This window comes from Paraburkholderia caffeinilytica (genome assembly GCF_046030355.1).
Classification (GTDB): Bacteria; Pseudomonadota; Gammaproteobacteria; order Burkholderiales; family Burkholderiaceae; genus Paraburkholderia; species Paraburkholderia caffeinilytica_B.
In genome coordinates this window covers 197662-218770 of sequence record NZ_JAQQCQ010000007.1, presented here as the reverse complement: position 1 = coordinate 218770, position 21109 = coordinate 197662, and the positions used below count along the sequence as shown (strand labels likewise).

Genomic DNA, 21109 nt, shown 5'->3' with positions numbered 1-21109 from the left:
TGCGACACCGGAATATTAGCCGACTCGCGGTTTAAGCCAGCCTCGCAGAAAATTGGATAAGTCGGCGTTTACGTCGCGCCAAAAAGTTCGAGTGCGACCGACCTCAACCAGCGATTTCCGGGATCGCTGTGTTGACAGCGATGCCAATGCAGTTTCAGATCAAACGACGGAATTGGAAAGGGCGGGGTTAGTACCTGCACCCCGGCGATACGCGCAAACACCTCCCCAACGGGGAGTGGTACGGTCACGATCAGATCGGTCATCGCGATCACCATCGGAATGCTCAGAAAATGTGGTGACTTCAAAAGTTCTCGCCGCTCGACGCCATTGCTCCGCAAGTATTGTTCGACAAGTTCCCAGCTTCGCCCCTCCGTCTGCACCACGACGTGCGACAACTCCCTGAACTGCGTTTGCGTGATTTCCCCGTTCACTACCGGGTGCCCTTTGCGGGCAAGACACACGAATCCATGATTGAAGAGTCGCTGCTGGAATACGTCGGATCCACGCAGATCTGGAAAGTAGCCCATCAAAAGATCCACCTTGCCGCGTTCGAGCAGACCCATTAGGTCACGGTGCGAAGGTGAAATGGTCTGAATGTCGACTAGTGGTGCCTCTCTCATGGTTCTCGCCAGCAATCGCGGCAGAAAGGCCATTTCCCCAACGTCCGACATCACGATTGTGAACGTGCGGCGCGCTTGCGAGGGATCGAAAATCGGTGCTGTCAGCACGTGTTCGCGCACATTCGCAAGCAAGGCCTGAACGACCGGCGCGAGTTGCACGGCCCGGGGCGATGGTTGCATACCGGTACGCATTTTCAGAAACAGTTCATCGTTCATCTGCTTGCGCATTCGCTTGAGCGAATGCGAAATCGCGGGTTGACTCAGATCCAGCTCTTCAGCCGCGCGACCGAGATGTCCGTGACGCCACAGTGCGTCGAACACCTTCAGCAGGTTCAGATCGAAGTTATCCATTTCATTCATGATGGTCATTCACGCCATTGCCTTGTCGAATGATGCGTAAGTCACGACACTTGCCAAACGTTAAAGAACTTTGGTCCGTCCCACCCTGCAATGAAGACAAACAAAATCAGCATTGAATCGGTAATCGATCGCGTTCCGATCGGTCTATTTCGAATTCGCCTATTTGCAATCAGCTTCCTGATCGTGCTGATGGATGGTTTCGATACTCAGGCCATTGGCTTCGCGGCCAAAGCTATGTCCGCGTCTCTGAACATCCCGATCGCATCGTTCGGGCAAGTCTTTTCCGCAGGACTGCTCGGTGCGATGGTCGGCGCGTTTGTTCTCGGGCCACTCGCGGATCGCTATGGGCGCCGCTGGACGTTGATAGGCTCGATTCTCACCTTCGCCGTGTTCTCTCTTCTTACGCCGCAGGCCACTCATCTGAACGGCCTGCTGCTTTTCCGCTTCCTGGCCGGACTCGGTCTGGGTGGCGCAATCCCCAATCTTCTCGCGCTCTCATCCGAATACGCGCCGCGCCGGATGCGGGGACTGCTGACCGGTGTACTTTACGCGGCTTTCCCTCTCGGTGGCGCGGTGGGTGCCGCGACCAGCGCTCATCTCATCCCGCTCTACGGATGGCCGCTGCTGTTCTATGTGGGCGGCACGGTGCCGCTCCTTCTCGCGGCACTGGTCATCGCGCTGCCCGAATCATTGCCTTTCCTGTTGCAACACGAGGCCGGCCAGCGGATGGTTCGCACCATCATCGAACGAATCTCGGGGGATTCCGTGGCGCGCGACGCTACGTACGTCGATGTCGAGGAGCGCATTCCGGGTTTGCCGATCCGACACCTGTTTTCCCACGGCCGCACGACGGCCACGCTACTGCTATGGATCAGCTTTTTCATGTGCTTCGTACTGTTGATCGTACTGGTCCTGTGGACACCCGCATTACTGCGCGGCGCGGGCGTCGGCGAGCATGCCGCCGCGCTGATTGTCGGGCTCATCAATCTTGGCAGCGTGGTGGGAACCGGTCTTGGTGGTCGTCTCATGGATCGCTTCGTTCCGGTGCGAGTATTGCCGGTGCTGTTCATCTGCGGTGCACTTAGCGTTTCGCCCCTCGGCTACGTGACTGGTTCGCCGATCCTGCTCGCGCTCTGCGCGACGTTATCCGGATTCTTCATTGGGGGCGGCAGTTCAGGTTTGTTGAGTCTCGCTGTATCGACGTATCCGGGCGCGATGCGCGCGACCGGCGTGGGCTGGGCCATGGCCTTGGGCCGCCTGGGTCAGGTCGCGGGCCCGTTGGTGGTCGGTGCCGTGCTGGCCGACGGCTTCAGTATCAACCGGATTTTCCTGTTCAGCGCGGTGCCGGCGCTGTGCGCGGCTGCCGCCATCGTGCTGCTCAAGCAGAGCGACACGGATCGCCGAGTCGCCCGCGTGAAAGCGCAAACGCCAAGGGCACGCAGCGTTTCGAATCTCTGAAGCGGAGTCGCGGGTCACTCAATCGAGCAGGGCCGCAGAAAGCCGGACCAGCCGTCATCGAACCACTCTAGAGGAATGTTATGCATATCGTTAGCCGAAACCAGCCTGTTCTCGTCGTCGGAGGAGGCATCGGCGGACTCGCCGCGGCACTCTCACTGGCGCGAGAAGGCTGCCACGTGAAAGTACTTGAGCAGGCGACTGTGATCGCCGAAATCGGCGCTGGCGTGCAGTTCGGTCCCAACGCATTCGCCGCTTTCGACGCGCTAGGTGTGGGCGAGCGAACCCGCAGCCGCGCGGTCTACACCGACTATATGACGATGATCGATGCCGTCGATGGCAAGCCGGTTGCGGACATTTCCGTGGGCGACGCGTTTCGCAAGCGCTTCGGCAATCCCTACGCGGTCACTCATCGTGCCGACGTGCACACCTCGCTGCTGGAAAGCGTCATGGAAACAGACCGGATTGAACTCGTCACGTCCGCTCGCGTTACGGGCGTCGAACAATCCACCAATAGCGTGACGGCTATTGACGAACGTGGCAACACCTACAGCGGCTGTGCACTGATCGGCGCCGACGGCGTGAAATCGGCGATCCGTGAGCAACTCGTCGGCGACGCTCCGCGGGTGTCCGGTCATGTCGTCTATCGCGCCGTGATCGACGCGAAAGATTTTCCCGCGGACTTGCGCTGGAATGCATCGGTATTGTGGGTGGGTCCGAAATGCCACATCGTTCACTACCCCGTGCGCGCCGGCGAGCAATACAACCTTGTCGTCGTATTCCATAGCCGGCAGCAGGAAACGTGGGGCGTGACCGATGGCAGTCAGGAAGAAGTCCTGTCCTATTTCACTCAGTTCGATGAGCGTCCCCACCGACTCCTCTCTCTGCCCAAGAGCTGGAAACGCTGGGCCACCGCGGACCGCGAGCCGATCGGTTGCTGGACGACGGGTCGCACCACATTGCTCGGCGACGCGGCGCACCCGCTGTTGCAATACCTCGCACAAGGCGCCTGCATGGCGTTGGAAGATGCCGTGACACTCGGCGCCGCGGTGCGCGCGAAACACGGTGATCTGCTCTCTGCATTTTCCGTTTATGAACGAGCGCGCGTTGCCCGTACCGCGCGCGTCGTCCTGTCAACGCGCGAGTTCGGCAGGCTTTGCCACGCGTCGGGAGTCGAACGGCTGGTGCGTAATTCGCTCTGGAAAGACAGAACGCCCGAGCGTTTCTACGATTCGCTCGAATGGCTCTATGGATGGAAATCTGACAACTGTCTCGCTGCCTGATTACGAACATAGCCACTTGAACTACGGAGTCACTCATGAAATTCGTTGTGCAACCCACGCCAGTCGTGTCCATCCCTGTAGCGGGCGGAGACGGTCATTTCCCGGTGCGACGTATCTATTGCGTCGGCCGGAACTACGCAGCGCACGTGCGCGAGATGGGCATGGACCCGGACCGCGAACCGCCCTTCTTTTTCGCCAAGCCCACCGATGCGATCGTCGTCTCGCCGGGCGGCACGCCGGCCACGATTGCTTACCCACAGGCCACCCGTGAATACCACTTCGAAATCGAACTGGTCGCGGCAATCGGAACGGCCGGGCGCAACATTCCCGTCGAGCAGGCGAACGACCATATCTGGGGCTATGCCGTCGGCCTCGACATGACCCGCCGCGACTTGCAGATCACGGCAAGAAACAAGGGGCGGCCGTGGGAGCCGGGCAAAAGCTTCGACCAGTCAGCGCCGATTTCGCTTCTGCATCCAGCGTCATCGGCCGGTCATCCCGCGAGCGGCGAAATCTGGCTCAAGGTTGACGGCCTTGACCGTCAACGCAGCGATCTCGACAGCTTGATCTGGTCGGTCCCGGAAATCGTTTCCAACCTGTCCACGTATGTTGAATTGCAACCTGGCGACCTGATCTTCACGGGCACGCCGGAAGGTGTCGGCCCGGTCGAGCGCGGCGAGACCATGCATGGCGGCATCGCGGGACTGACGGACATCGAAGTGCGGGTGGTATGACATGAGCACTCCCGACCTCTCGCTTTATAACTTCTTCAACAGCTCGGCTGCCTACCGGGTTCGCATCGCACTCGCACTGAAGAAACTGCAATGGCGGCATATCGGCGTGAACCTACGGGCGGGAGAGCAACACACCGCCGTATACGCCGGCTTGAATCCGAACCGGCTCGTGCCGGTGCTGGAGGACGGCTCGCACAGTATCACGCAGTCACTTGCCATCATCGATCATCTCGACCGGCTTCAGCCCGAGCCGTTGCTTGTGCCTCGCGATGGACCGCTGCGCACCCGGGTACTTGAAATTGCGCTGACCATTGCCTGCGATATGCATCCGCTGAACAACATGCGGGTCCAGAAGTATCTGAGCAACATCCTCGAACTGACGGATACGCAGAAAGCCAAGTGGATCAATCACTGGTTCACGGCCGGCTTCAGTGCGCTGGAAGAATGGCTTCCCGAGCGCGAGGGCTGGAGTGTCGGCGACACGCCGACGCTTGCCGATTGCTGCATCGTGCCTCAGGTCGCCAACGCGCTGCGCGCAACGTATGACCTCTTGCCGTTCCCCCGTATCCAACGCCTGTTCGATTTTTGCCAGCGGCATCCCGCGTTTCAAGCGGCTGCGCCCGGTGCACAGCCGGATTTCATTGGCCATTGATCCTGGAGATTTCCGTCATGTCAGTTTCCCCTACCCCCGACGTTCAGGCGAAGCGCGAATCGTTCTACCGCGCACTGGAGCCGCATTCGATGGCGGCATTGTGGACGCGTCTGCGCACGCTGATCCCGTCGGAGCCGACGCCCGTCGGCGTCGCGCATCGCTGGAGTTATGAACTCGCGCGACCGCATCTGCTCGAATCCGCTGAATTGATTTCGGCCGCCGAGGCCGAGCGCCGCGTATTGTTACTCGAGAATCCGGGGCTGCCGGGCACGTCCCGCATTACCAATACGATTTATGCCGGCTTGCAGTTGATCATGCCTGGGGAAGTTGCGCCCGCACATCGGCACACGCAGTCCGCGTTGCGTTTCATTATCGAAGGGAGTGCCGCCTTTACCGCAGTGGATGGCGAGAAAACGTACATGGAGCCGGGCGATTTCGTCATTACACCCGCGTGGACATGGCATCACCACGGGCACGATGGCAACGCGCCGATGGTGTGGCTGGACGGACTCGACATTCCTATCGTCGCGTTCTTCAACAGCGTCTTCCGCGAGGAACACGAGGTCGACGAAGCGCCGATCACGCGTCCGGCCGGCGATGCGCTTGCGCGCTACGGCACCGGACTGATGCCGGTCGGCTACCGTTCCTCGACGCTGAATTCGCCCGTGTTCAACTATCCGTATGCCCGCACTCGCGAGGCGCTGTATGCGCTCTCTCGCGCAGGTGCGCCGGACCCGCACGCCGGCCACCTGATGCGCTATACGAACCCCGTGGATGGCGGCTGGGCAATGCCGACGCTCGCGACGATGATCCGCATGCTACCGGCGGGCTTTTTTACCTCGCCTTACCGCTCGACCGACAGCGCCGTGTTCGTTTGCGTCGAGGGCGCCGGTCACGCGGTTGTCGAAGGCCAGCAGTTCGACTTCGCCCCGCATGACGTCGTGGTGATTCCCGGCTGGATGAAATACACGTTGCACGCAAGCAAGGACACGGTTCTCTTCTCTTACTCGGACCGCGTCGCGCAGGAGAAGCTTGGGCTGTTCCACGAACAACGGTTCTGATTCAGCAATCCGAGGACGACCTCCGGCGTCGCCGGCACGATCGGCACCATCTGGCCGATCGCGTCGCCGATTGCATTGAGAATGGCCGCGGGTCCAGGCACCAGCGACGGCTCGCCGATTCCTTTCGCGCCATACGGTCCGACCGCGGTCGGCTCTTCGACCAGAATGGTCTCGACCACGGGCATGTCGAGGCAAGTCGGAATCAGATAATCGTGGAGATTATTGTTGACGCCCGGAACAAATTTTTCCATCAAGGCCATTCCGACACCTTGCGCGACAGCGCCTTCCACCTGTCCCTCCAGCAGAGCCGGATTCACCGCACGACCGACATCGTGCGCCGCGGTGACCCGCAGCACGCGCGTGACGCCCGTGCTCATATCAACTTCGACTTCGGCCAGATGCACGCCGAACGCGTACACGGCGTAGGGCGAGCCTTGGCCCTTTTGGTCCAGACCTGTGCTTGGCGGGTCAAACTTTTCTTCCGCCATGAAGACATAGCCGTAGCTATTCACCGGCAAACCGTCTAACTCGAGCGACTGTTCGCCGCAACAAACTGAACCTTCATTGAACTCGAGTTGTGCATCATAGAGGATATTCATCGCGTCAAGAATGACAGACTTGAGTTTCGAGCCTGCCAGCTGCGCCGCTTTGCCAGTCACGAAAGTTTGCCGGGACGCAGATGTGCGTCCACAGTCAGGCGTGATATGGGTCGCCGCGCCTACGCGTCGGAGCGCATGGAGCCGAATGCCCAAAGCGTCGGCCGCAATTTGCGGGATGACGGTGTTGGCCCCCTGCCCCGCGTCGACCGCGCCTTGATGCAGAAACACCCGGCCCTTCGCGTCGACACCCATGCGGATCGTCGACGGATTGCTCATGGCCGTATTGCCGCAGCCGTACATCATCGCCGCAAGACCGACGCCACGCCGCCAACCATTCTGACTGGCGTTGAACGCCGCGGCCTCGGCGAGCGCTTCCTGCCAACGCGGCTTGACAGCCTCGAGGCACTCGCCGATGCCGACGCTATCGGGCAAAACCTGCCCCGTGACCAGCGACTCTCCCGGACGGATCGCGTTGCGAATTCGAAACTCCAGCCGGTCCATGTCGAGCCGACGGGCGAGCGCATCGATCAATTGCTCCTGCGCGAGCGCCGTTTGCGGCACGCCGAATCCGCGGAACGCGCCGGCCGCTGTGACATGCGTATGGACGGCACGCGTGCTGGCAGTATAGTGATCGATCTTGTACGGTCCGCTCGCATGTACCGGCACCCGGTTAGCGACCGCAGTTCCCCATGATGCATAGGATCCCGTATTGAATTCACCCCGGAACTCGACAACCTGAAGCCGGCCGTCGGCAGTCGCGCCGATGCGGCTATGAATGTGTGCGGGGTGACGTTTCGTCGAGGTCGCAATCGACTCTTCGCGACTGTAGACCATGCCGACTGTCGAGTGGGTGAGCCACGCCGCGAGTGCGACGAAGGGTTGCACCGTCATGTCGAGCTTGCCGCCGAACCCGCCGCCAACCGCGGTTGGGATGACGCGAATCTCATCCGCCTCGTCGCCGATGATCTTTTCCAGGTCGAGGCGATGCGCGTGCGGCGCCTGGGTCGGTGACCAGACTTCGAGTATGTTCCCGGTTCGCCTTGCCCAACCCGCCTCGGGTTCCAGATACGCGTGTTCGACAAAGCTCGTCGTGAACGCGCCCTCAACGATCACATCGGACTGCGCAAACCCTTGCGCGACGTCGCCACAGGAGACGTGACCCCGAATAAGCGTATTGTCCGAACGCGACTCGTGCAGTTGTGGCGCATCCGCTCGCAATGCCTCCTCGATATCGAGCACGCTGGCAAGTGGACGCCACGTCACCGGAAAATCGTCAAAGGTGTTGGTACGGATGGTGTGCGCGTCGCCCATGACCAGCGCGACCGCTTCGCCGAGAAAACGGGTTTCCCGCTCAGCGAGCACAGGTTGATCCGCATACGGGCCCGCCACGCCATGGAGGTTCAGTCCCGGCACATCGCGCGCGACGAAAACATGGCGAATGCCGGGATAGCGGCCGAGGAATTCAGCCAGATCGTCTATCTCGAACTGCGCATGGTGATGCGGCGAGCGAATCGCCTTGAGCATCAGTGCATCGGCCGGTATGCCGTCCGCGCCGAACGCTTCCTCACCCGTGACCTTTTCGCGTCCGTCGAGCCGCACGACCGCCGCACCTACAGCCTCGCCACGCGGGATGTCTGCAACTTTGCGCACCTTGCAATCGCTCGCCTCATGCCCGCCACGCGCGACAGCGCAGATGGCCTGCACAGGCTTCTGATAGCCCGTGCAACGACACAGCACGCCTGAAATGGCTGAGCGCGCGTCGCTCTCATCGGAAATCAGTCCAGCGTCGATCGCCGCAGCGGCCGTGCAAAGCATGCCGGGAATGCAGAAGCCGCACTGGACCGCCTGGTGAGCGAGAAACGCCTCCTGCAATGCCCGGCCGCTACGCGTGCAGTCGGCGAGTCCCTCCGTCGTCACAACGTGACGACCGGCCACTTGCCCGACGGGCACAATACAGGAGTACACCGGCACGCCGTCGACAATGACCGAGCATGAACCACAGTCGCCCGCGTTGCAGCCGAGCTTGGTGCCGCGAAGATGAAGTTCGTCGCGCAAAAAAACCGCAAGCCCTTGCGATAGATCCTGAGGAAGCGGTACTTCGGCGTCGTTGATATAAACGCAATCCGTATCCAGGGGCTTAAGCATTTTCGAACCTCGTGCTGGCCACGCCGTAGGCACGCGCCAACATCTGCCCGAGAATCGTGCGACGATATTCCGCGCTGGCGCGCACGTCGGCGATCGGACTGATCTCTGCTGACCGCTGCGCCTCGATCGACAATAACGCGGCGAGGTCGTCGTCGACAGATAGCAGTCTTTCCAGACGCCTCAGGCGCACCGGCGTTTGCGCGACACTTCCCGCAGCAACTCTGAGCGTTCTGGGCGCATGGTCGGATTCCCGACCAATCCACACCGCCGCGGACGCCACCGCGATATTGAGTTGTCGACGGATTCCGAACTTGCAGAACGCGGACGACGCCGTTTCATGACCCAACGCCGTGCACGGAATCACAATCTCGGTCAGCATCTCGCTTTCTCGCAAATCGACTCTGCCTTTGTCCAACAGAAAGCTTTCCAGCGGCATGCGCCTCGTACCCCGCAGGGATTCCACGACGACGCTCGCGTCGAGCGCCAGAAGCATCGTGACACCGTCCGCGGCGGGCGAGCCATTGCAGATGTTCCCGCCAACCGTGGCGCAGTTCCGGATCTGCCACGAGCCGATCTCGCGGGCAGCGTCCTGAAGGCCGGCGAGCGCGCGCGGCAATGACGCCGCTTCGATTGCGGCCCACGTCGTCGCCGCGCCGACGTGAACCGCGTCATCCGTCTGAACGATATTCCGCAACGACTTTATCTGACTGATATCGATCAGTATGGCGTCGCGATTGCACTGGACCGAGGTCGGCATCCAGTCGGTGCCCCCGCATACGACCCGGGTGCGCGCTTCGGCCAGCATTGCTAGCGCCTGATCCTTATCCAACGCTCTCACGTATGTCATTGCGGAATCCGTCAACCGTTCTGCTTGAGCTGTGAAACAGGCGCCGCTTTCATTTGCCCCGTCGTGACGAAACTCACTACGAACATGGTCGTCACATTCAGCAGCAGCGCGATCAGCCCGGCGTTGAGATCGGCGAGCCAGAGGTGAGCGGGAAAGAAGACCGTAAGCGAATGACCCGAGAGCACCATCCATGCGACCGTTGCAATACCGGCCATCATGCCCGCGCCGGCGCCGAGCCTGTTCACAGGATTACGCCGCAGCAGGCTCATCAGCAACGACGGCAACAGCTGGCTCACCAGGCTGTAGCCCATGATCAGCAGCGCCACAATGCTCTGCGCACCTTTGAATGCGAGGCCCACCGCGATGAGTGTGAGCGCGACCGACGCGAGTTTGGCGACGCGTGCCGAATGCGCCTGGCTTGCCGCCGGATGCGCGAGCCCGTAGATGTTGCGGCTGAACAGCGTGGCTGCGGACACCAGCATGATCGAGCTGGGCACGAGCGCGGTGAGCAGCCCCGCCGCGCCGATGATCCCCACGAACCATGGCGAAAATGTCTGGATCGACAGCTTCAGCAGCGCGAGGTCAATCTGTCCGCCCTTCAGTCCCGGCACCTGAGCGACAGCGGCCAGCCCGACGAACATCGAAAACAGCATCACGAGCGCATAAAGCGGCATGGTCGCGGCATTACGCCGGAAATGATCGTCGACTTTCGCCGTGAAGATCGAACTGAAGGTATGTGGCCACATGAACATCCCCAGCCCGCACACGGCGATCGTGGAAAGGTACCACGTAGTGCTTTTACCCGACGCGGAGAGCGCGAGGAAACCGGGGTGGCTGGTGGCAATCGCATGAAACATGGGGCTCAGTCCGCCATAGTAGTGATACGGCAGATAGAGGCCGAGAAATACGCACATTGCTAGCACAAGGACATCCTTGACCACCGCTGTCGAAGCCGAGCCGTGTACGCCCGAGACGGCGACATAAGCGCTCATGGCCAGCGCGCCAGTCACGACCGCCCAGAAATTGCTGACGCGGCCATACGAGGACACCTCGACCAGAATTCCGAGCCCCTTGAGTTGCAGCACGAGATAAGGCAGTAGCGCAGCCAGCGAGACGAGCGCCACCAGCAAACCGATGACCGGGCTGTCGTACTTCGCTGCGAAGAAGTCGGGCTGGGTCAGCAGCCTGTGTGCGCTCGCATAGCGCCAGATGGCGGGCAGCAGCCAGTAGGACAGCACGAAAGCCTGAGTGGTGTAGACGATGATATAGAACGCTGCGCCGCCGAAGCCGTAAGCAAACCCGCTGGCGCCGAGGAAGGTGAAGGTCGTGTATAGTTCGCCGGCCATCAGCACGAACACCAGCAGCGCCGAAAATCCGCGGCCACCGACGCTCCACTGTTCAAGGTTCATGACGACACCGCGTCGCGCGCGTATCGCGAGGCAGAACGCGCCAAGCAGTGCCAGAGCCAGAATGAGCAGAGGTGCGTTCATTTCGCCTCCGTGCAACCGCATGAACCGCTGCGTCTGCGTGCATCGCGCTTGTCCGACAGATAAATAATCTGCATCACCAGCGAAGTGGCCAATACGCCGCCGATCACCCAGGCGAGCATGGGCGGCATGCCAAACACGAACGGCTGGTCACTGCGCGAACACAGCGCTCCAATCACATTGAGCACCGGGGGCACAAAACCCAGTAGATAGATCGGCTTCATCAATCACCCTCTTCGGCGACACATTAAGCGTACACGCTTAAATGTCGAATGCCAAAATATTTATTGCAAGCGGCTTGAACAGTTGGGTGCTCCAGATTCGCGGCAACCGCGCTTTGCGTAAAGATCGTTCTCTTCCCGTTCACGTATGACGATTCGTAACCGCCAGCCATGGCTTTTCGCGAGCAAGGCACCCCGATTGCAATACGGACAACCCTAGCGGAATTTTTGTCAGCGGTCGCGGTGGGGGTACACCACGCTCCATAGCTGCCCGGCAACCTACTCCCCGTCCACCTGGATCATCTTACGCAGCAGAAACTGCAGCGCCACCCGCTCGCCTGCATTCAACGCGCCGTAGGTCCGCTCCGTGACCTCCCTGGCGAACGGCACGGTGTGTTCGATCAGCGCGACGCCGGCCGCTGTCGGCCGCACGATTACCTTGCGCCTGTCGTCGGCATCCGGGCCAACCTCGATCAACGCGCGCGCCTTGAGCCGCTCGATCACGCCGCGTATTGTGGCCTGGTCGATCGCGGTCGCCTTGACGATGTCGTTTAGCGAGCAGGGCTGCTGATCCTTGACAGCGCACAGCGCGACGAACTGCGCAGCGGTGAGATCGGAGTCAGGGATCGCCTCCTGAAAAATCGCGACGTGGCGCTGATAAGCGCGCCGCAGCAAATGACCGATTTGATCGTGAAAGTCATAGTTTTCATTGGGAGATGTCATGAACGTAAATGGCCGGATCGGCGCGCCGCTAAAATAAAACAAGTGTACACTCTTAAATTCCACTTCCGTGTGCGGCTTTCCGCCGTCAGCGATCCCGCTGCTGGATAGCGACGAGCGCGTCCGCCAGCGGCATCACGGCAGCGTATTTCTGCTGCATGTCGAAAAGATTGGCCTCATGCGGACCTAACGCGCGATCGCCGACGCAGTCGGAAAGCACAAGCGGACGAAAGCCGTATGACATCGCATCGACGACGCTCGCGCGTACGCAGCCGCTCGTCACCGCGCCGGCTACCAGCAGCGTTTGCACGTCGCGCTGCGTGAGCCACGGCGCAAGCTGCGTGCAAAAAAAGGCCGACGGCACGGTTTTTTTGACGACGAGTTCGCCTTTCACCGGCGAAAGTTCCTGAACGATGGCGCTGTTCGGATGATTTTCCGTCAGGCTCGCCATGCCGGGCACCTTGAGCGAAAAGACATTGTCGTCGCTGCCGTCCTCCGCGTAGACGATGCGGCTGTGAGCAACCGGCCACCCGGCGGCTCGCGCATGCTCGAGCGCTGCCACTGTGCGCTCGATCGCAGCGGCTATGTTGCCTCCACCGAACGTATCGGGGTCGGCAAAGCCCACCACGAAGTCGATGATCAACAGGCCAATATTGCCGTGCGGCGGAAGCGGCGTGCCGAAGCCTTGCTGTCGGTAGACCTGGACATCGGCGTGGTGTTCGGGAGCATTCATGGCCAGGACGCTCAAGAGGTCGTTACAGCGGTATCGGTCACACGTCCATTGCGCACGACTATTTCGTCGTCGAGCATGACGGTGCAGTGGCGTAGCGGAACATCGATATGGCAGGCGGTCGTGCGTCGCCCCCCGCCTTCGTTGTTCGGCCCGAGCGAAAACAGAAAATTGCCCTCGAAGGCGCGCGCGTCCATGCCGATGGTTGCTTCGCGGTCGTAGAGACCCAGCGTCGACCAGCGCGCGCGTGGCTGAAGTCCCCAGCCGATATGCGAGACCGCATACCCTTCGCGGTCCATGAACGTCTGCATGTAATCGCCTAGCAAAGACGCGTCCACGCCGCCTTCAATTCTGGTCGCATAGCCATCCTCGATGGTCAGCACGATGGGCTCGCTCACGTAGTGCTTCTGTGGCAGCAGGATATCGCCGCGGTCGATCACGATCGTGCCGTGCGCCGCGCAATCATTCGGATAGGTTAGTGCGAAGCCGCTTGGCCAGTGATCCCAGCGGCCGGGTTCGTCGACGAATCCGTATTCGGCGGTCGGGCCGAATTCACCGAGCGGACAAGCCAGAGACGTGCCGGCGCTCGAGGTCACGCGCATCTCGCGCGCAACGGAGATCTGTTGCGCAGCGGCCAGCACGCGCGCGCGGTCGGCGAGGCTCGGCACCATGCGCATCAGTACTTCGGGCGGTTCGACTGCGAGCAGGATCTTCGTACCGCCCTTCAGTATTTCGTGCTGTTCGGGTGAGAACAGCAATGTCATCAGGTCGAGCACGAGGTGACTGGCCTTCAAGGCGGCGATGGCGGGCAAGTTGCCGGTGAGTGGCGTCGTGCCCAGATAGGCGAGCGGATCGCGGCTGAATGCTTTCTCGCCGTTGACTGGCGGCAGGTCGAGCCGGTTGACAACCGCACCCATCGCCTGAGTGGCGATCAGCGCGCATGCCAAGGTCTGCGGATGCGTGGTCGGCCCCGTCAGGATCGTGACGGTCTGGCCGGCCTCGAGGCGCGACAGCGTGAGGACCTCTTTCCACGCCTCGATCAATTGATAGTCGCTAACTGACATCGTTGGTTTCTCCTCGTGCTCAGGGCTGAAGCGATACGCCGAGGAAATCGCCGAACGCGGCATAGAAACCGGTGGCGTTGTCCCACGGAATCATGTGACCGGCACCGGGCACGCGTGTATGCAGCATGGCCGGAATCATGCGTTGCAACTCGGCAACGTCTTCGTCACGCACCACGTCGCCGTTCTGTGCTGTGATGAGCAGCGAGGGAACAGCGATGCGTGCCGCGTCGGCGTGAAAGTCGTCGGTATGAAAACCTTCATATGACGTCAGAATCGCGCGCTCGTCGCACGTGTGCAGCCATTCGGCGCGGAGCTGCCGTTGGCTCTCCATCCAGGTTGGACAGAAGGCGCGCATGCCTTCGGCGTCGGTGCCGGCGCGAGCGAGCGCCATCGAATCGACATACCAGGGCAGCTTGCCCGGATAAGGCCGGCGACCCGGACCGGAAACCGGCGGATCGATCAGCACGACGGATTCGAGGCCGTGGGGCGTATGTCCGGCGGCCCGCGCCGCGATCCGCGCGCCCATCGAATGGCCGATCAGACTGAATGCGCGCAGCCCGAGTGCTGCGACTAAAGCGACGACATCGGCGGCTTGCGCGTCGAGACTATAGTCGAGCGTATCCGACGCCGACGAGAGGCCGCGGCCACGCACGTCGATCACATAGGTATCGTGCGTGCGTCCCAACACGTCGCCGACGAAGCCCCATGTCGCGGCGGGGCTCGTAATGCCTGGTATCAGCATGATGGCGGGACGCTTTGCGTGCACACCGTCGGCCCCGCCGTAGCGCAAATAGTGCTGACGGATTCCGTTAGCGGCCACGTTAGCGCCGTAAAGAAAAGTGGTCATGGTGACAGTCGATTCGATGGGTCGATCAGTACGCACCCGACAGAAGAGCGCCGGCGCCCGGCACAACCGGTTCGAGGTCCAGTTCGCGCAGCATTGCGTACGTCGTTGCGATCGCCGCGGTGATGACCGGCTTGCCCGTCATCGCCTCGACTTTCGCGACCGCCGGCAGTGACGGCATCTGCACGCATGCGGACAGCACGATCGCATCCGCGTCCTGATACGGCATCGTGTTGACGATGCCGGGCAAACGCGCCGAATCGTGGCGCCCTACGTCGAGGTTGTCGGGAATGTCGAGGGCGCGGTAATCGATCACATCGAAACCTTCGTTGCGGATGTAGTCCACTACCAGTTCTGTCAACGGCTTCATATAGGGCGCAACTACCACGATCCGCTTTGCGCCGATGACACGTAATGCGTCGATTAACGCTCCCGCGCTGGTCAGCACGGGAGCCTGTGCACCGTTCCGCCCGGTGTGGCGGGTCAATCGCGCCTGCGACACCCGGTGGTAACCGCGCCCTATCGCCATGATCGCGACAAGGCACGCGTAGCCGAGCACATCCACGCGCGCGTCGGACAACTCGTGCGCGCAGCGATCGGACTCAGCATCCATTGCAGCCAGTTCTTCCTTGACGACTTTCTTCATTCGCATCCGGCTGGAGTGAAACGTAAAGCGTTCCGGCCGGATAGCTTCACGCAGCCTCAACATGGCGGGGATTTCTGTTTCCATCGTGGTGTTTGAACTCGGCACGATCAGGCCGATGCGATATGTCTTGCTCATTGCGATGCTCTCCAGTAATTGGACGCTCGACTCGCCGTTAGCGAAATGGGTGATGACATTACACAAATGTCTAGTGTGTACACTATAAAAATGCAACGTGACAAAAACCCACCCTCAGAACAAACCTCTGATAATTAGACGAAATCTCCTGTATTCACATGATTCTTCCGATCAACGTCTGCCAAAAAGTTTTTCTTGATTCTCAATTTTCTAGTGTGTACGCTATATAAAAATGAATTTCAACCAGTTACCTTCCGCACTTGTCCGGCGAGAGGTATTGACAGGAGAACTTTCATGGGTAAAGCGCGCATTGCCGTGATCGGCGCGGGTCTGGGCGGCACCGTAGCTGCCGCGCTACTGCAACGCAATGGCTTCGACGTCAGACTTTACGAACAGGCCAAAGTGTTCTCGCGTCTTGGCGCCGGCATTCATCTCGGCCCGAACGTCATGAAGGTCATGCGCCGACTCGGTTGCGAAGAAACGGTCGACGCCATGGGCTCGCACCCTGACTTCTGGTTCAGCCGCGACGGCAAAACCGCCGACACCATCGCGCAGATTCCACTTGGTGACTACGCGTTGAAAACGTACGGCGCCCGCTATGTAACCGTGCACCGCGGCGACTTTCACGCGTTGATGGCGAGCGCCGTCCAGCCGGGCACGATCGATTTCGGCAAATGTTTGAAGAGATTGGAGAACAACGGCAGCGAAGTGCGGCTCATCTTCACTGATGGAACCATCGAAACCGCGGATATCGTCGTGGGCGCGGACGGTGTCAATTCGAAAGTGCGGGAGCATCTGCTTGGCGCGGAGCCACCGCGCTATACGGGCTACGTCGCACATCGCGCCGTATTTCCGGCCTCGTTACTGGGCGACAATCCGTACGACATGTGCGCGAAATGGTGGTCGGAAGATCGTCACATGATGGCCTATTACGTCACGAAGGAGCGCGACGAATACTACTACGTGACTGGCGTCCCACAGGCGGAGTGGCCGGAGGGCGTTTCCATGATGGAGAGCAGTCGCGACGAGATGCGCGAAGCGTTCACGGATTTCCATCCCGATGTGCAGAGCCTGATCGACGTGACGCCCTCCGTGACCAAATGGCCGCTATTCGAACGCGATCCGTTGCCGCTTTGGGGCCGCGGCCGGATAGTCCTGCTCGGAGACGCTTGCCACCCGATGAAGCCGCATATGGCGCAAGGTGCCGCGATGGCGATCGAAGACGCCGCGATGCTAACGCGCTGCCTGATTGAAATGGGCAGTGCCGACTATACGGGTGCGTTCGCACTATACGAGGCTAACCGCGCCGAGCGGGCGTCAAAAGTTCAGCTCGTTTCCCATAACAACACCTGGCTTCGTTCCAATGAAGATCCGGCATGGGTGTTTGCCTACGATGTTTTCGATGTGCCTCTAGCCTCGTTTTCGCGGCAGATCGCAGAAGCCTGATCACGGCAATCCGTATGCGACCGGTTAAAACTCGGCATAACGAATCATAAACATCGCGATCTATCCGGACTTCATCCCGTATTGGAGAGTCTTGGCAATGAAAAATGCAATGGGAAAGTCCCTCCTGCTTGCGGGAATCGGCTTCTGCGGTTCGTTGGCACACGCGCAGAACTCGGTACAACTTTACGGTCTTGTCGATGTTTATGCGGGCGCACAGCGAAACCTCGGCGCAAAGACCGCATGGGCGGAGAATTCCGGCGGAATGTCCACGAGTTTCTGGGGCATTGGCGGCCAGGAAGATGTGGGCCACGGATATTCGGCGGTTTTCGCTCTGGAGGCGTTCTTTCGTACCGTCAACGGTGCAGCGGGACGCACGGCAAGCGATACTTTTTTTGGCAGAAATGCCTATGTCGGCATCAAAGGTCCCGTCGGCTCCCTGCTCCTCGGTCGCAACACGCTGCCGTACTACGTCACGGCGTTGAGCATGAATCCCTTTGGCAATAGCTTCGGCTTTTCGCCGGTACTGGTGCAGATGTACAAGGGCCTTACGGGACAAGGGCTGATCGGCGACACCAACTGGAACAACTCGATCATGTACGTATCTCCCGCTTTGGCGGGCGTGACGCTCACAGGCGTCTACGCCTCGGGCAACCAGCCGGGTCAGGTCGGCACGAATCAGATCGCCGGCGATCTAAAATATACGAACGGCTCATTTTCCGCCGCCTTTTCATTTCAACGCGCCAGGTATTCCATCGCGCCCGGCGATCTCGCTGCCAGCATCGCTGGATTCAGCCAGCAAACAGCTTATCTTGCGGCCGCAAGCTACAACTTCGGTCTATTCAAACTGTCGGCCCTGGTACAGAGGATCGAAGATTCGATCAGCAGTGGCGACCAGAACTCGAATAGTGGCGAACTGGGCGTTCAGATTCCGGTCGGAGTGGGCGCAGTACTTGCATCCTATATGTACACGAAAAGCAAAGGTAGAGGCGATCCGTTCCGGAAAACCTGGGCAGTCGGGTACGACTACCCATTGTCCAAACGGACCGATATGTACGTTGCCTATTTGAACGATTCGGCAACGCGACTCTCGTCCGGTTACAACGCGGGGGCCGGCATCAGAACGCGGTTTTGATTGGCCATGTTCTGAAAGATAGATACGTGATCTGCCAACACCCGCGCCGGTCGCAGGCGGCATGATGCGGCGCCGGGAACGTGCGCGCAACCTGTCCTTGCTACTCGGCTTTCGCAGCCGATTGACGCACCGGCTTGAATGCCACGCGCAATTCCTCCGCAAAGATTTGTGGCTGCTCCCAGGCCGCAAAGTGACCGCCTTTGGAAGCCTCGTGGTAGTAATACAGTGAGGGATACGCCTGCTCACTCCAGGTCTTCGGTGCACGATAGATCTCATGCGGAAACACGCTGATCGCCACCGGTACCTTGATGTCCCGGGTTTTCTGCGCGACAGAGCTGAAGTTGTTGTTGTTATTTTCCCAGTAGAACCTTGACGACGATGCGCCTGTGTTGGTCAACCAATACAGGGTGATGTCGTTTAGCATCTCATCCTTGCTTAGGACACGCTCGGGCACACCACCGCTATCGCTCCATTGCGCAAACTTCTCATACATCCAGGCCGCAAGACCCGAAGGCGAATCCGCGAGGGAGTATCCGATCGTCTCCGGGCGCGTGACCATAAGTGCACCGTATGCCGCGTTTCTGCCAAAGAACGTGCTCAGCGAATCGAATGCTGCCCGCTCGGACCCTGCCAATCCAGCAGGAGCAGGGGCGCCGCTATTGATAGCCGTCACGAGATTGCCCGGAACGGTAGCCGGCATATTGAGGTGAATCGCAAGCAGACCAGGGGGCGCCTGACGAGCGAGCGCGTCGGAAATGACGGAGCCATGGTCGCCTCCTTGCGAGACGTACTGCGTGTATCCGAGGCGTTTCATCAACACGTCCCATGCCCGTGCGGTGCGGTCGGGACCCCAGCCCAAATCCTTGGGTTTGCCGGAAAAGCCATAGCCTGGAATCGACGGAATCACGACATCAAAGGCGTCCTCCGGGCGTCCTCCATAAGCCACGGGATCGGTCAACGGGCCGATCGCCTTGATGAACTCGAACGTCGAACCCGGCCAGCCATGAGTCAGGATGATAGGCAATGCATTGGGGTAGCGCGAACGGACATGGATGAACTGGATGTCGACCCCGTCGATGTTGGTCACGAACTCCGGCAGCGCATTGAGTTGAGCCTCAGCTTTGCGCCAATCGTAATCGGTTCCCCAGTAGCGTACGAGATCCTGAACTTTCGCCAACTGGATGCCCTGCGAATCGTCCTTAACGGTTTCCTTGTCCGGCCACCGCGTCTCCGCGATGCGCCTGCGCAGGTCGTCGAGTTGTACTTGCGGAATCTGAACGCGAAACGGCCGAATGCTGTCATCGCCAATCGTATTCGCCGCCGGAGCAATCGACGTACTGTCGGCGGAGTATGCGGGGCGCAGATAGCTTGCGGAGACGAGCAGGACCAATCCGATCGCCGTCGTTAATCCCTTGCTGGCGTTGGTACGGAAAGGCGCGGTCGGGCGGGCTGCTGCAAACATGGATGCTCTCCTATGAATTCGATGTACGGGTGACAGTCGCGAACCACCTCGCCTCTTGTGCTCGCTTGGGAGTACTGTGCCCAGCTTGTGTATCCGGGATTTGTCGATTGCCTACCGATTTGTGTATTTCTGTACGTACCGGTTATGCAGATACATGGGGATACAAATGAGTGAACTGTCCAGCGAATCACGAAGTCCGATTTGCAGTCGGTTCGCTTCATTCCTGCAAATGTCACTGCATTTCTGGCAACATGTCGGCAACGCGACAATACCTTGCCGCGATTGCCGATTGGCATGAACCGCGGCTTTCTATCGTCTCCGAAGTCACAATGGTATCGATGCGCAGGATCCTGCAACGAGCGTAGACTCATCGCTGCGCGCAGCATCCGCTCACGTAGCCAGACCACAGACACTGGTGCGCAGCATGATGGTGACCCTTGTCGGTGAATGGAAAGTCCTTAGTATCGTTAAAGTCCCCGCGCGATGCCTTGCATACGCGAAGCGGACTTTCGTTATCCGAAGGTTTTCCCATCGCATGCCACTCGATCAAGTCGGTCCCTGTTCTTTTAGAACTTCCGCACCCTCGCGCCGAACGCGGCCCACTATGCTTGCCATGCGCTGATGTCTAACGCGTTTAACTCGGCTCGCTCAATACCATCTGGATGCGCGGCCGATTCACGGAACCGCATTTTATCGAATGGAGTTTTGATGGTTACACTGAACGTCGGATCACTGAACGGAAAAGTCGCGCTGGTCACCGGCGGCTCGCGCGGCATCGGGCGCGCGATTTCGAGCGCATTGGCGACGGCCGGCATCGCCGTCTCGATCAATTATCGTGAGCGCGTCCAGGATGCCGAAGCCGCCGTGGCCGAAATAGAAAAACTCGGTGGCAAAGCCATTTCGGTAAAGGGCGACGTGTCGCGCGGCGAAAACGTCGCGGCTATCGTCGCGCATACGCGCGCGAAGCTTGGCGAGATCGACATTCTTGTCAATAACGCGGGCATCGGTCCGGTGATCGATGTGGGCAATCTCACCGAGGCGCAATTCGATGAATCGCTCGCGGTCAACCTGAAATCGGCGTTTCTCTGCACTCAGGCCGTGCTGCCGGGCATGCGGGCGCGCGGCTGGGGACGCGTGATCAGTGTGTCGTCCGCGGCTGCACGGGGTCCGGGCATGGTCGGTGTTCACTACAGCGCGTCGAAGGCCGGACTCGAAGGCTTGACGCGCGCTTATGCGAGCCGGGTGGCCGGTGAAGGCGTCACCGTCAACGCAGTCTCGCCGGCCGCGATCGACACCGATATGACCGCTCCTCTCAAGGCAGGCAACGGCGTGGCGCGCTTGCCGATGGGCCGCCTCGGCGACCCATGCGAAGTCGCGGACGTCGTCGTGATGCTCGTGAACAACGGCTTCGTGACCGGGCAAACCATCGCGGTCAACGGCGGGTTGAGTTTTATCTAAGGACGAAT

Annotated in this window: 19 protein-coding genes; 8 read left to right on the top strand and 11 right to left on the bottom strand. The window is 60.2% G+C overall.

The window, feature by feature from the left end; translation table 11 throughout:
• Nucleotides 1-68: 68 nt before the first annotated feature.
• Entirely contained in the window at nucleotides 69-971 is a 903-nt protein-coding gene (locus PQQ95_RS13820) for a LysR family transcriptional regulator (RefSeq protein WP_408438003.1), read from the bottom strand.
• Between the two features lie 99 nt (nucleotides 972-1070).
• On the opposite strand from PQQ95_RS13820, the gene PQQ95_RS13815 reads away from it, so the two are divergent.
• The 5 genes from PQQ95_RS13815 to gtdA all read left to right on the top strand — a co-directional run bounded on the left by PQQ95_RS13815 (nucleotide 1071) and on the right by gtdA (nucleotide 6165).
• Nucleotides 1071-2438, top strand: a complete 1368-nt coding sequence (locus tag PQQ95_RS13815; RefSeq protein WP_408437935.1) for an MFS transporter — start codon at nucleotides 1071-1073, stop codon at nucleotides 2436-2438.
• An 80-nt stretch (nucleotides 2439-2518) separates the two neighbouring features.
• Nucleotides 2519-3718, top strand: coding sequence for a 3-hydroxybenzoate 6-monooxygenase (locus PQQ95_RS13810; protein WP_408437934.1), 1200 nt, complete (start codon nucleotides 2519-2521; stop codon nucleotides 3716-3718).
• A 35-nt stretch (nucleotides 3719-3753) separates the two neighbouring features.
• Nucleotides 3754-4452 (top strand): fumarylacetoacetate hydrolase family protein, encoded by a 699-nt coding sequence (locus PQQ95_RS13805; protein ID WP_408437933.1) that lies wholly within the window; start codon nucleotides 3754-3756, stop codon nucleotides 4450-4452.
• Between the two features lies 1 nt (nucleotide 4453).
• Entirely contained in the window at nucleotides 4454-5104 is a 651-nt protein-coding gene (gene maiA, locus PQQ95_RS13800) for a maleylacetoacetate isomerase (protein ID WP_408437932.1), read from the top strand.
• A gap of 17 nt (nucleotides 5105-5121) precedes the next feature.
• Nucleotides 5122-6165 carry a gentisate 1,2-dioxygenase gene (gene gtdA / locus PQQ95_RS13795; protein ID WP_408437931.1) on the top strand — a complete coding sequence of 348 codons (1044 nt, stop codon included), beginning with the start codon at nucleotides 5122-5124 and terminating at the stop codon, nucleotides 6163-6165.
• Here the strand turns inward: gtdA and PQQ95_RS13790 are convergent.
• From PQQ95_RS13790 to PQQ95_RS13750, 9 genes are all read right to left on the bottom strand, one after another.
• Nucleotides 6108-8909: a molybdopterin-dependent oxidoreductase gene (locus PQQ95_RS13790; RefSeq protein ID WP_408437930.1), complete on the bottom strand. Its 2802-nt coding sequence runs from the start codon at nucleotides 8907-8909 to the stop codon at nucleotides 6108-6110. The two genes, gtdA and PQQ95_RS13790, sit on opposite strands and share 58 nt — an antisense overlap.
• Nucleotides 8902-9756, bottom strand: a complete 855-nt coding sequence (locus PQQ95_RS13785) for an FAD binding domain-containing protein (RefSeq protein WP_408437929.1) — start codon at nucleotides 9754-9756, stop codon at nucleotides 8902-8904. Before PQQ95_RS13785 ends, PQQ95_RS13790 begins: the two co-directional genes overlap by 8 nt.
• A gap of 11 nt (nucleotides 9757-9767) precedes the next feature.
• Entirely contained in the window at nucleotides 9768-11246 is a 1479-nt protein-coding gene (locus PQQ95_RS13780) for a sodium:solute symporter family protein (RefSeq protein WP_408437928.1), read from the bottom strand.
• Nucleotides 11243-11467, bottom strand: coding sequence for a DUF3311 domain-containing protein (locus tag PQQ95_RS13775; RefSeq protein ID WP_408437927.1), 225 nt, complete (start codon nucleotides 11465-11467; stop codon nucleotides 11243-11245). Before PQQ95_RS13775 ends, PQQ95_RS13780 begins: the two co-directional genes overlap by 4 nt.
• 276 nt (nucleotides 11468-11743) lie before the next feature.
• Entirely contained in the window at nucleotides 11744-12187 is a 444-nt protein-coding gene (locus tag PQQ95_RS13770) for a MarR family winged helix-turn-helix transcriptional regulator (protein ID WP_408437926.1), read from the bottom strand.
• Between the two features lie 85 nt (nucleotides 12188-12272).
• Nucleotides 12273-12917 carry an isochorismatase family protein gene (locus PQQ95_RS13765; protein WP_408437925.1) on the bottom strand — a complete coding sequence of 215 codons (645 nt, stop codon included), beginning with the start codon at nucleotides 12915-12917 and terminating at the stop codon, nucleotides 12273-12275.
• An 11-nt stretch (nucleotides 12918-12928) separates the two neighbouring features.
• A complete protein-coding gene (locus PQQ95_RS13760; RefSeq protein WP_408437924.1) occupies nucleotides 12929-13978 on the bottom strand; it encodes a 2,5-dihydroxypyridine 5,6-dioxygenase NicX family protein in 1050 nt (349 codons plus the stop codon).
• Nucleotides 13979-13997: 19 nt separating this feature from the next.
• The gene (locus PQQ95_RS13755) at nucleotides 13998-14825 is read right to left on the bottom strand and encodes an alpha/beta fold hydrolase (protein ID WP_408437923.1); all 828 of its coding nucleotides are present in this window, start codon (nucleotides 14823-14825) and stop codon (nucleotides 13998-14000) included.
• A 25-nt stretch (nucleotides 14826-14850) separates the two neighbouring features.
• Complete coding sequence (locus PQQ95_RS13750; protein ID WP_408437922.1) at nucleotides 14851-15603, bottom strand: maleate cis-trans isomerase family protein; 753 nt, start codon at nucleotides 15601-15603, stop codon at nucleotides 14851-14853.
• Nucleotides 15604-15897: 294 nt separating this feature from the next.
• Here PQQ95_RS13750 and PQQ95_RS13745 point away from each other — a divergent pair, with 294 nt between their 5' ends.
• Nucleotides 15898-17049 carry an FAD-dependent monooxygenase gene (locus PQQ95_RS13745; protein ID WP_408437921.1) on the top strand — a complete coding sequence of 384 codons (1152 nt, stop codon included), beginning with the start codon at nucleotides 15898-15900 and terminating at the stop codon, nucleotides 17047-17049.
• A 97-nt stretch (nucleotides 17050-17146) separates the two neighbouring features.
• Nucleotides 17147-18181 (top strand): porin, encoded by a 1035-nt coding sequence (locus PQQ95_RS13740; RefSeq protein ID WP_408437920.1) that lies wholly within the window; start codon nucleotides 17147-17149, stop codon nucleotides 18179-18181.
• A 100-nt stretch (nucleotides 18182-18281) separates the two neighbouring features.
• On the opposite strand, the gene PQQ95_RS13735 is transcribed toward PQQ95_RS13740, so the two are convergent.
• The gene (locus PQQ95_RS13735) at nucleotides 18282-19643 is read right to left on the bottom strand and encodes an epoxide hydrolase family protein (RefSeq protein WP_408437919.1); all 1362 of its coding nucleotides are present in this window, start codon (nucleotides 19641-19643) and stop codon (nucleotides 18282-18284) included.
• A 708-nt stretch (nucleotides 19644-20351) separates the two neighbouring features.
• Here PQQ95_RS13735 and PQQ95_RS13730 point away from each other — a divergent pair.
• Nucleotides 20352-21101, top strand: a complete 750-nt coding sequence (locus PQQ95_RS13730; protein ID WP_408437918.1) for an SDR family NAD(P)-dependent oxidoreductase — start codon at nucleotides 20352-20354, stop codon at nucleotides 21099-21101.
• The last annotated feature ends 8 nt before the right edge of the window (nucleotides 21102-21109 follow it).

Coding starts and splice junctions, on each gene's coding strand:
- maiA (WP_408437932.1), top strand. CDS start 4,454: ATGAGCACTCCCGACCTCTCGCTTTATAACTTCTTCAACAGCTCGGCT.
- gtdA (WP_408437931.1), top strand. CDS start 5,122: ATGTCAGTTTCCCCTACCCCCGACGTTCAGGCGAAGCGCGAATCGTTC.
- PQQ95_RS13805 (WP_408437933.1), top strand. CDS start 3,754: ATGAAATTCGTTGTGCAACCCACGCCAGTCGTGTCCATCCCTGTAGCG.
- PQQ95_RS13730 (WP_408437918.1), top strand. CDS start 20,352: ATGGTTACACTGAACGTCGGATCACTGAACGGAAAAGTCGCGCTGGTC.
- PQQ95_RS13750 (WP_408437922.1), bottom strand. CDS start 15,603: ATGAGCAAGACATATCGCATCGGCCTGATCGTGCCGAGTTCAAACACC.
- PQQ95_RS13745 (WP_408437921.1), top strand. CDS start 15,898: ATGGGTAAAGCGCGCATTGCCGTGATCGGCGCGGGTCTGGGCGGCACC.
- PQQ95_RS13820 (WP_408438003.1), bottom strand. CDS start 971: ATGGATAACTTCGATCTGAACCTGCTGAAGGTGTTCGACGCACTGTGG.
- PQQ95_RS13775 (WP_408437927.1), bottom strand. CDS start 11,467: ATGAAGCCGATCTATCTACTGGGTTTTGTGCCCCCGGTGCTCAATGTG.
- PQQ95_RS13780 (WP_408437928.1), bottom strand. CDS start 11,246: ATGAACGCACCTCTGCTCATTCTGGCTCTGGCACTGCTTGGCGCGTTC.
- PQQ95_RS13815 (WP_408437935.1), top strand. CDS start 1,071: ATGAAGACAAACAAAATCAGCATTGAATCGGTAATCGATCGCGTTCCG.
- PQQ95_RS13790 (WP_408437930.1), bottom strand. CDS start 8,909: ATGCTTAAGCCCCTGGATACGGATTGCGTTTATATCAACGACGCCGAA.
- PQQ95_RS13765 (WP_408437925.1), bottom strand. CDS start 12,917: ATGAATGCTCCCGAACACCACGCCGATGTCCAGGTCTACCGACAGCAA.
- PQQ95_RS13785 (WP_408437929.1), bottom strand. CDS start 9,756: ATGACATACGTGAGAGCGTTGGATAAGGATCAGGCGCTAGCAATGCTG.
- PQQ95_RS13755 (WP_408437923.1), bottom strand. CDS start 14,825: ATGACCACTTTTCTTTACGGCGCTAACGTGGCCGCTAACGGAATCCGT.
- PQQ95_RS13740 (WP_408437920.1), top strand. CDS start 17,147: ATGAAAAATGCAATGGGAAAGTCCCTCCTGCTTGCGGGAATCGGCTTC.
- PQQ95_RS13770 (WP_408437926.1), bottom strand. CDS start 12,187: ATGACATCTCCCAATGAAAACTATGACTTTCACGATCAAATCGGTCAT.
- PQQ95_RS13735 (WP_408437919.1), bottom strand. CDS start 19,643: ATGTTTGCAGCAGCCCGCCCGACCGCGCCTTTCCGTACCAACGCCAGC.
- PQQ95_RS13810 (WP_408437934.1), top strand. CDS start 2,519: ATGCATATCGTTAGCCGAAACCAGCCTGTTCTCGTCGTCGGAGGAGGC.
- PQQ95_RS13760 (WP_408437924.1), bottom strand. CDS start 13,978: ATGTCAGTTAGCGACTATCAATTGATCGAGGCGTGGAAAGAGGTCCTC.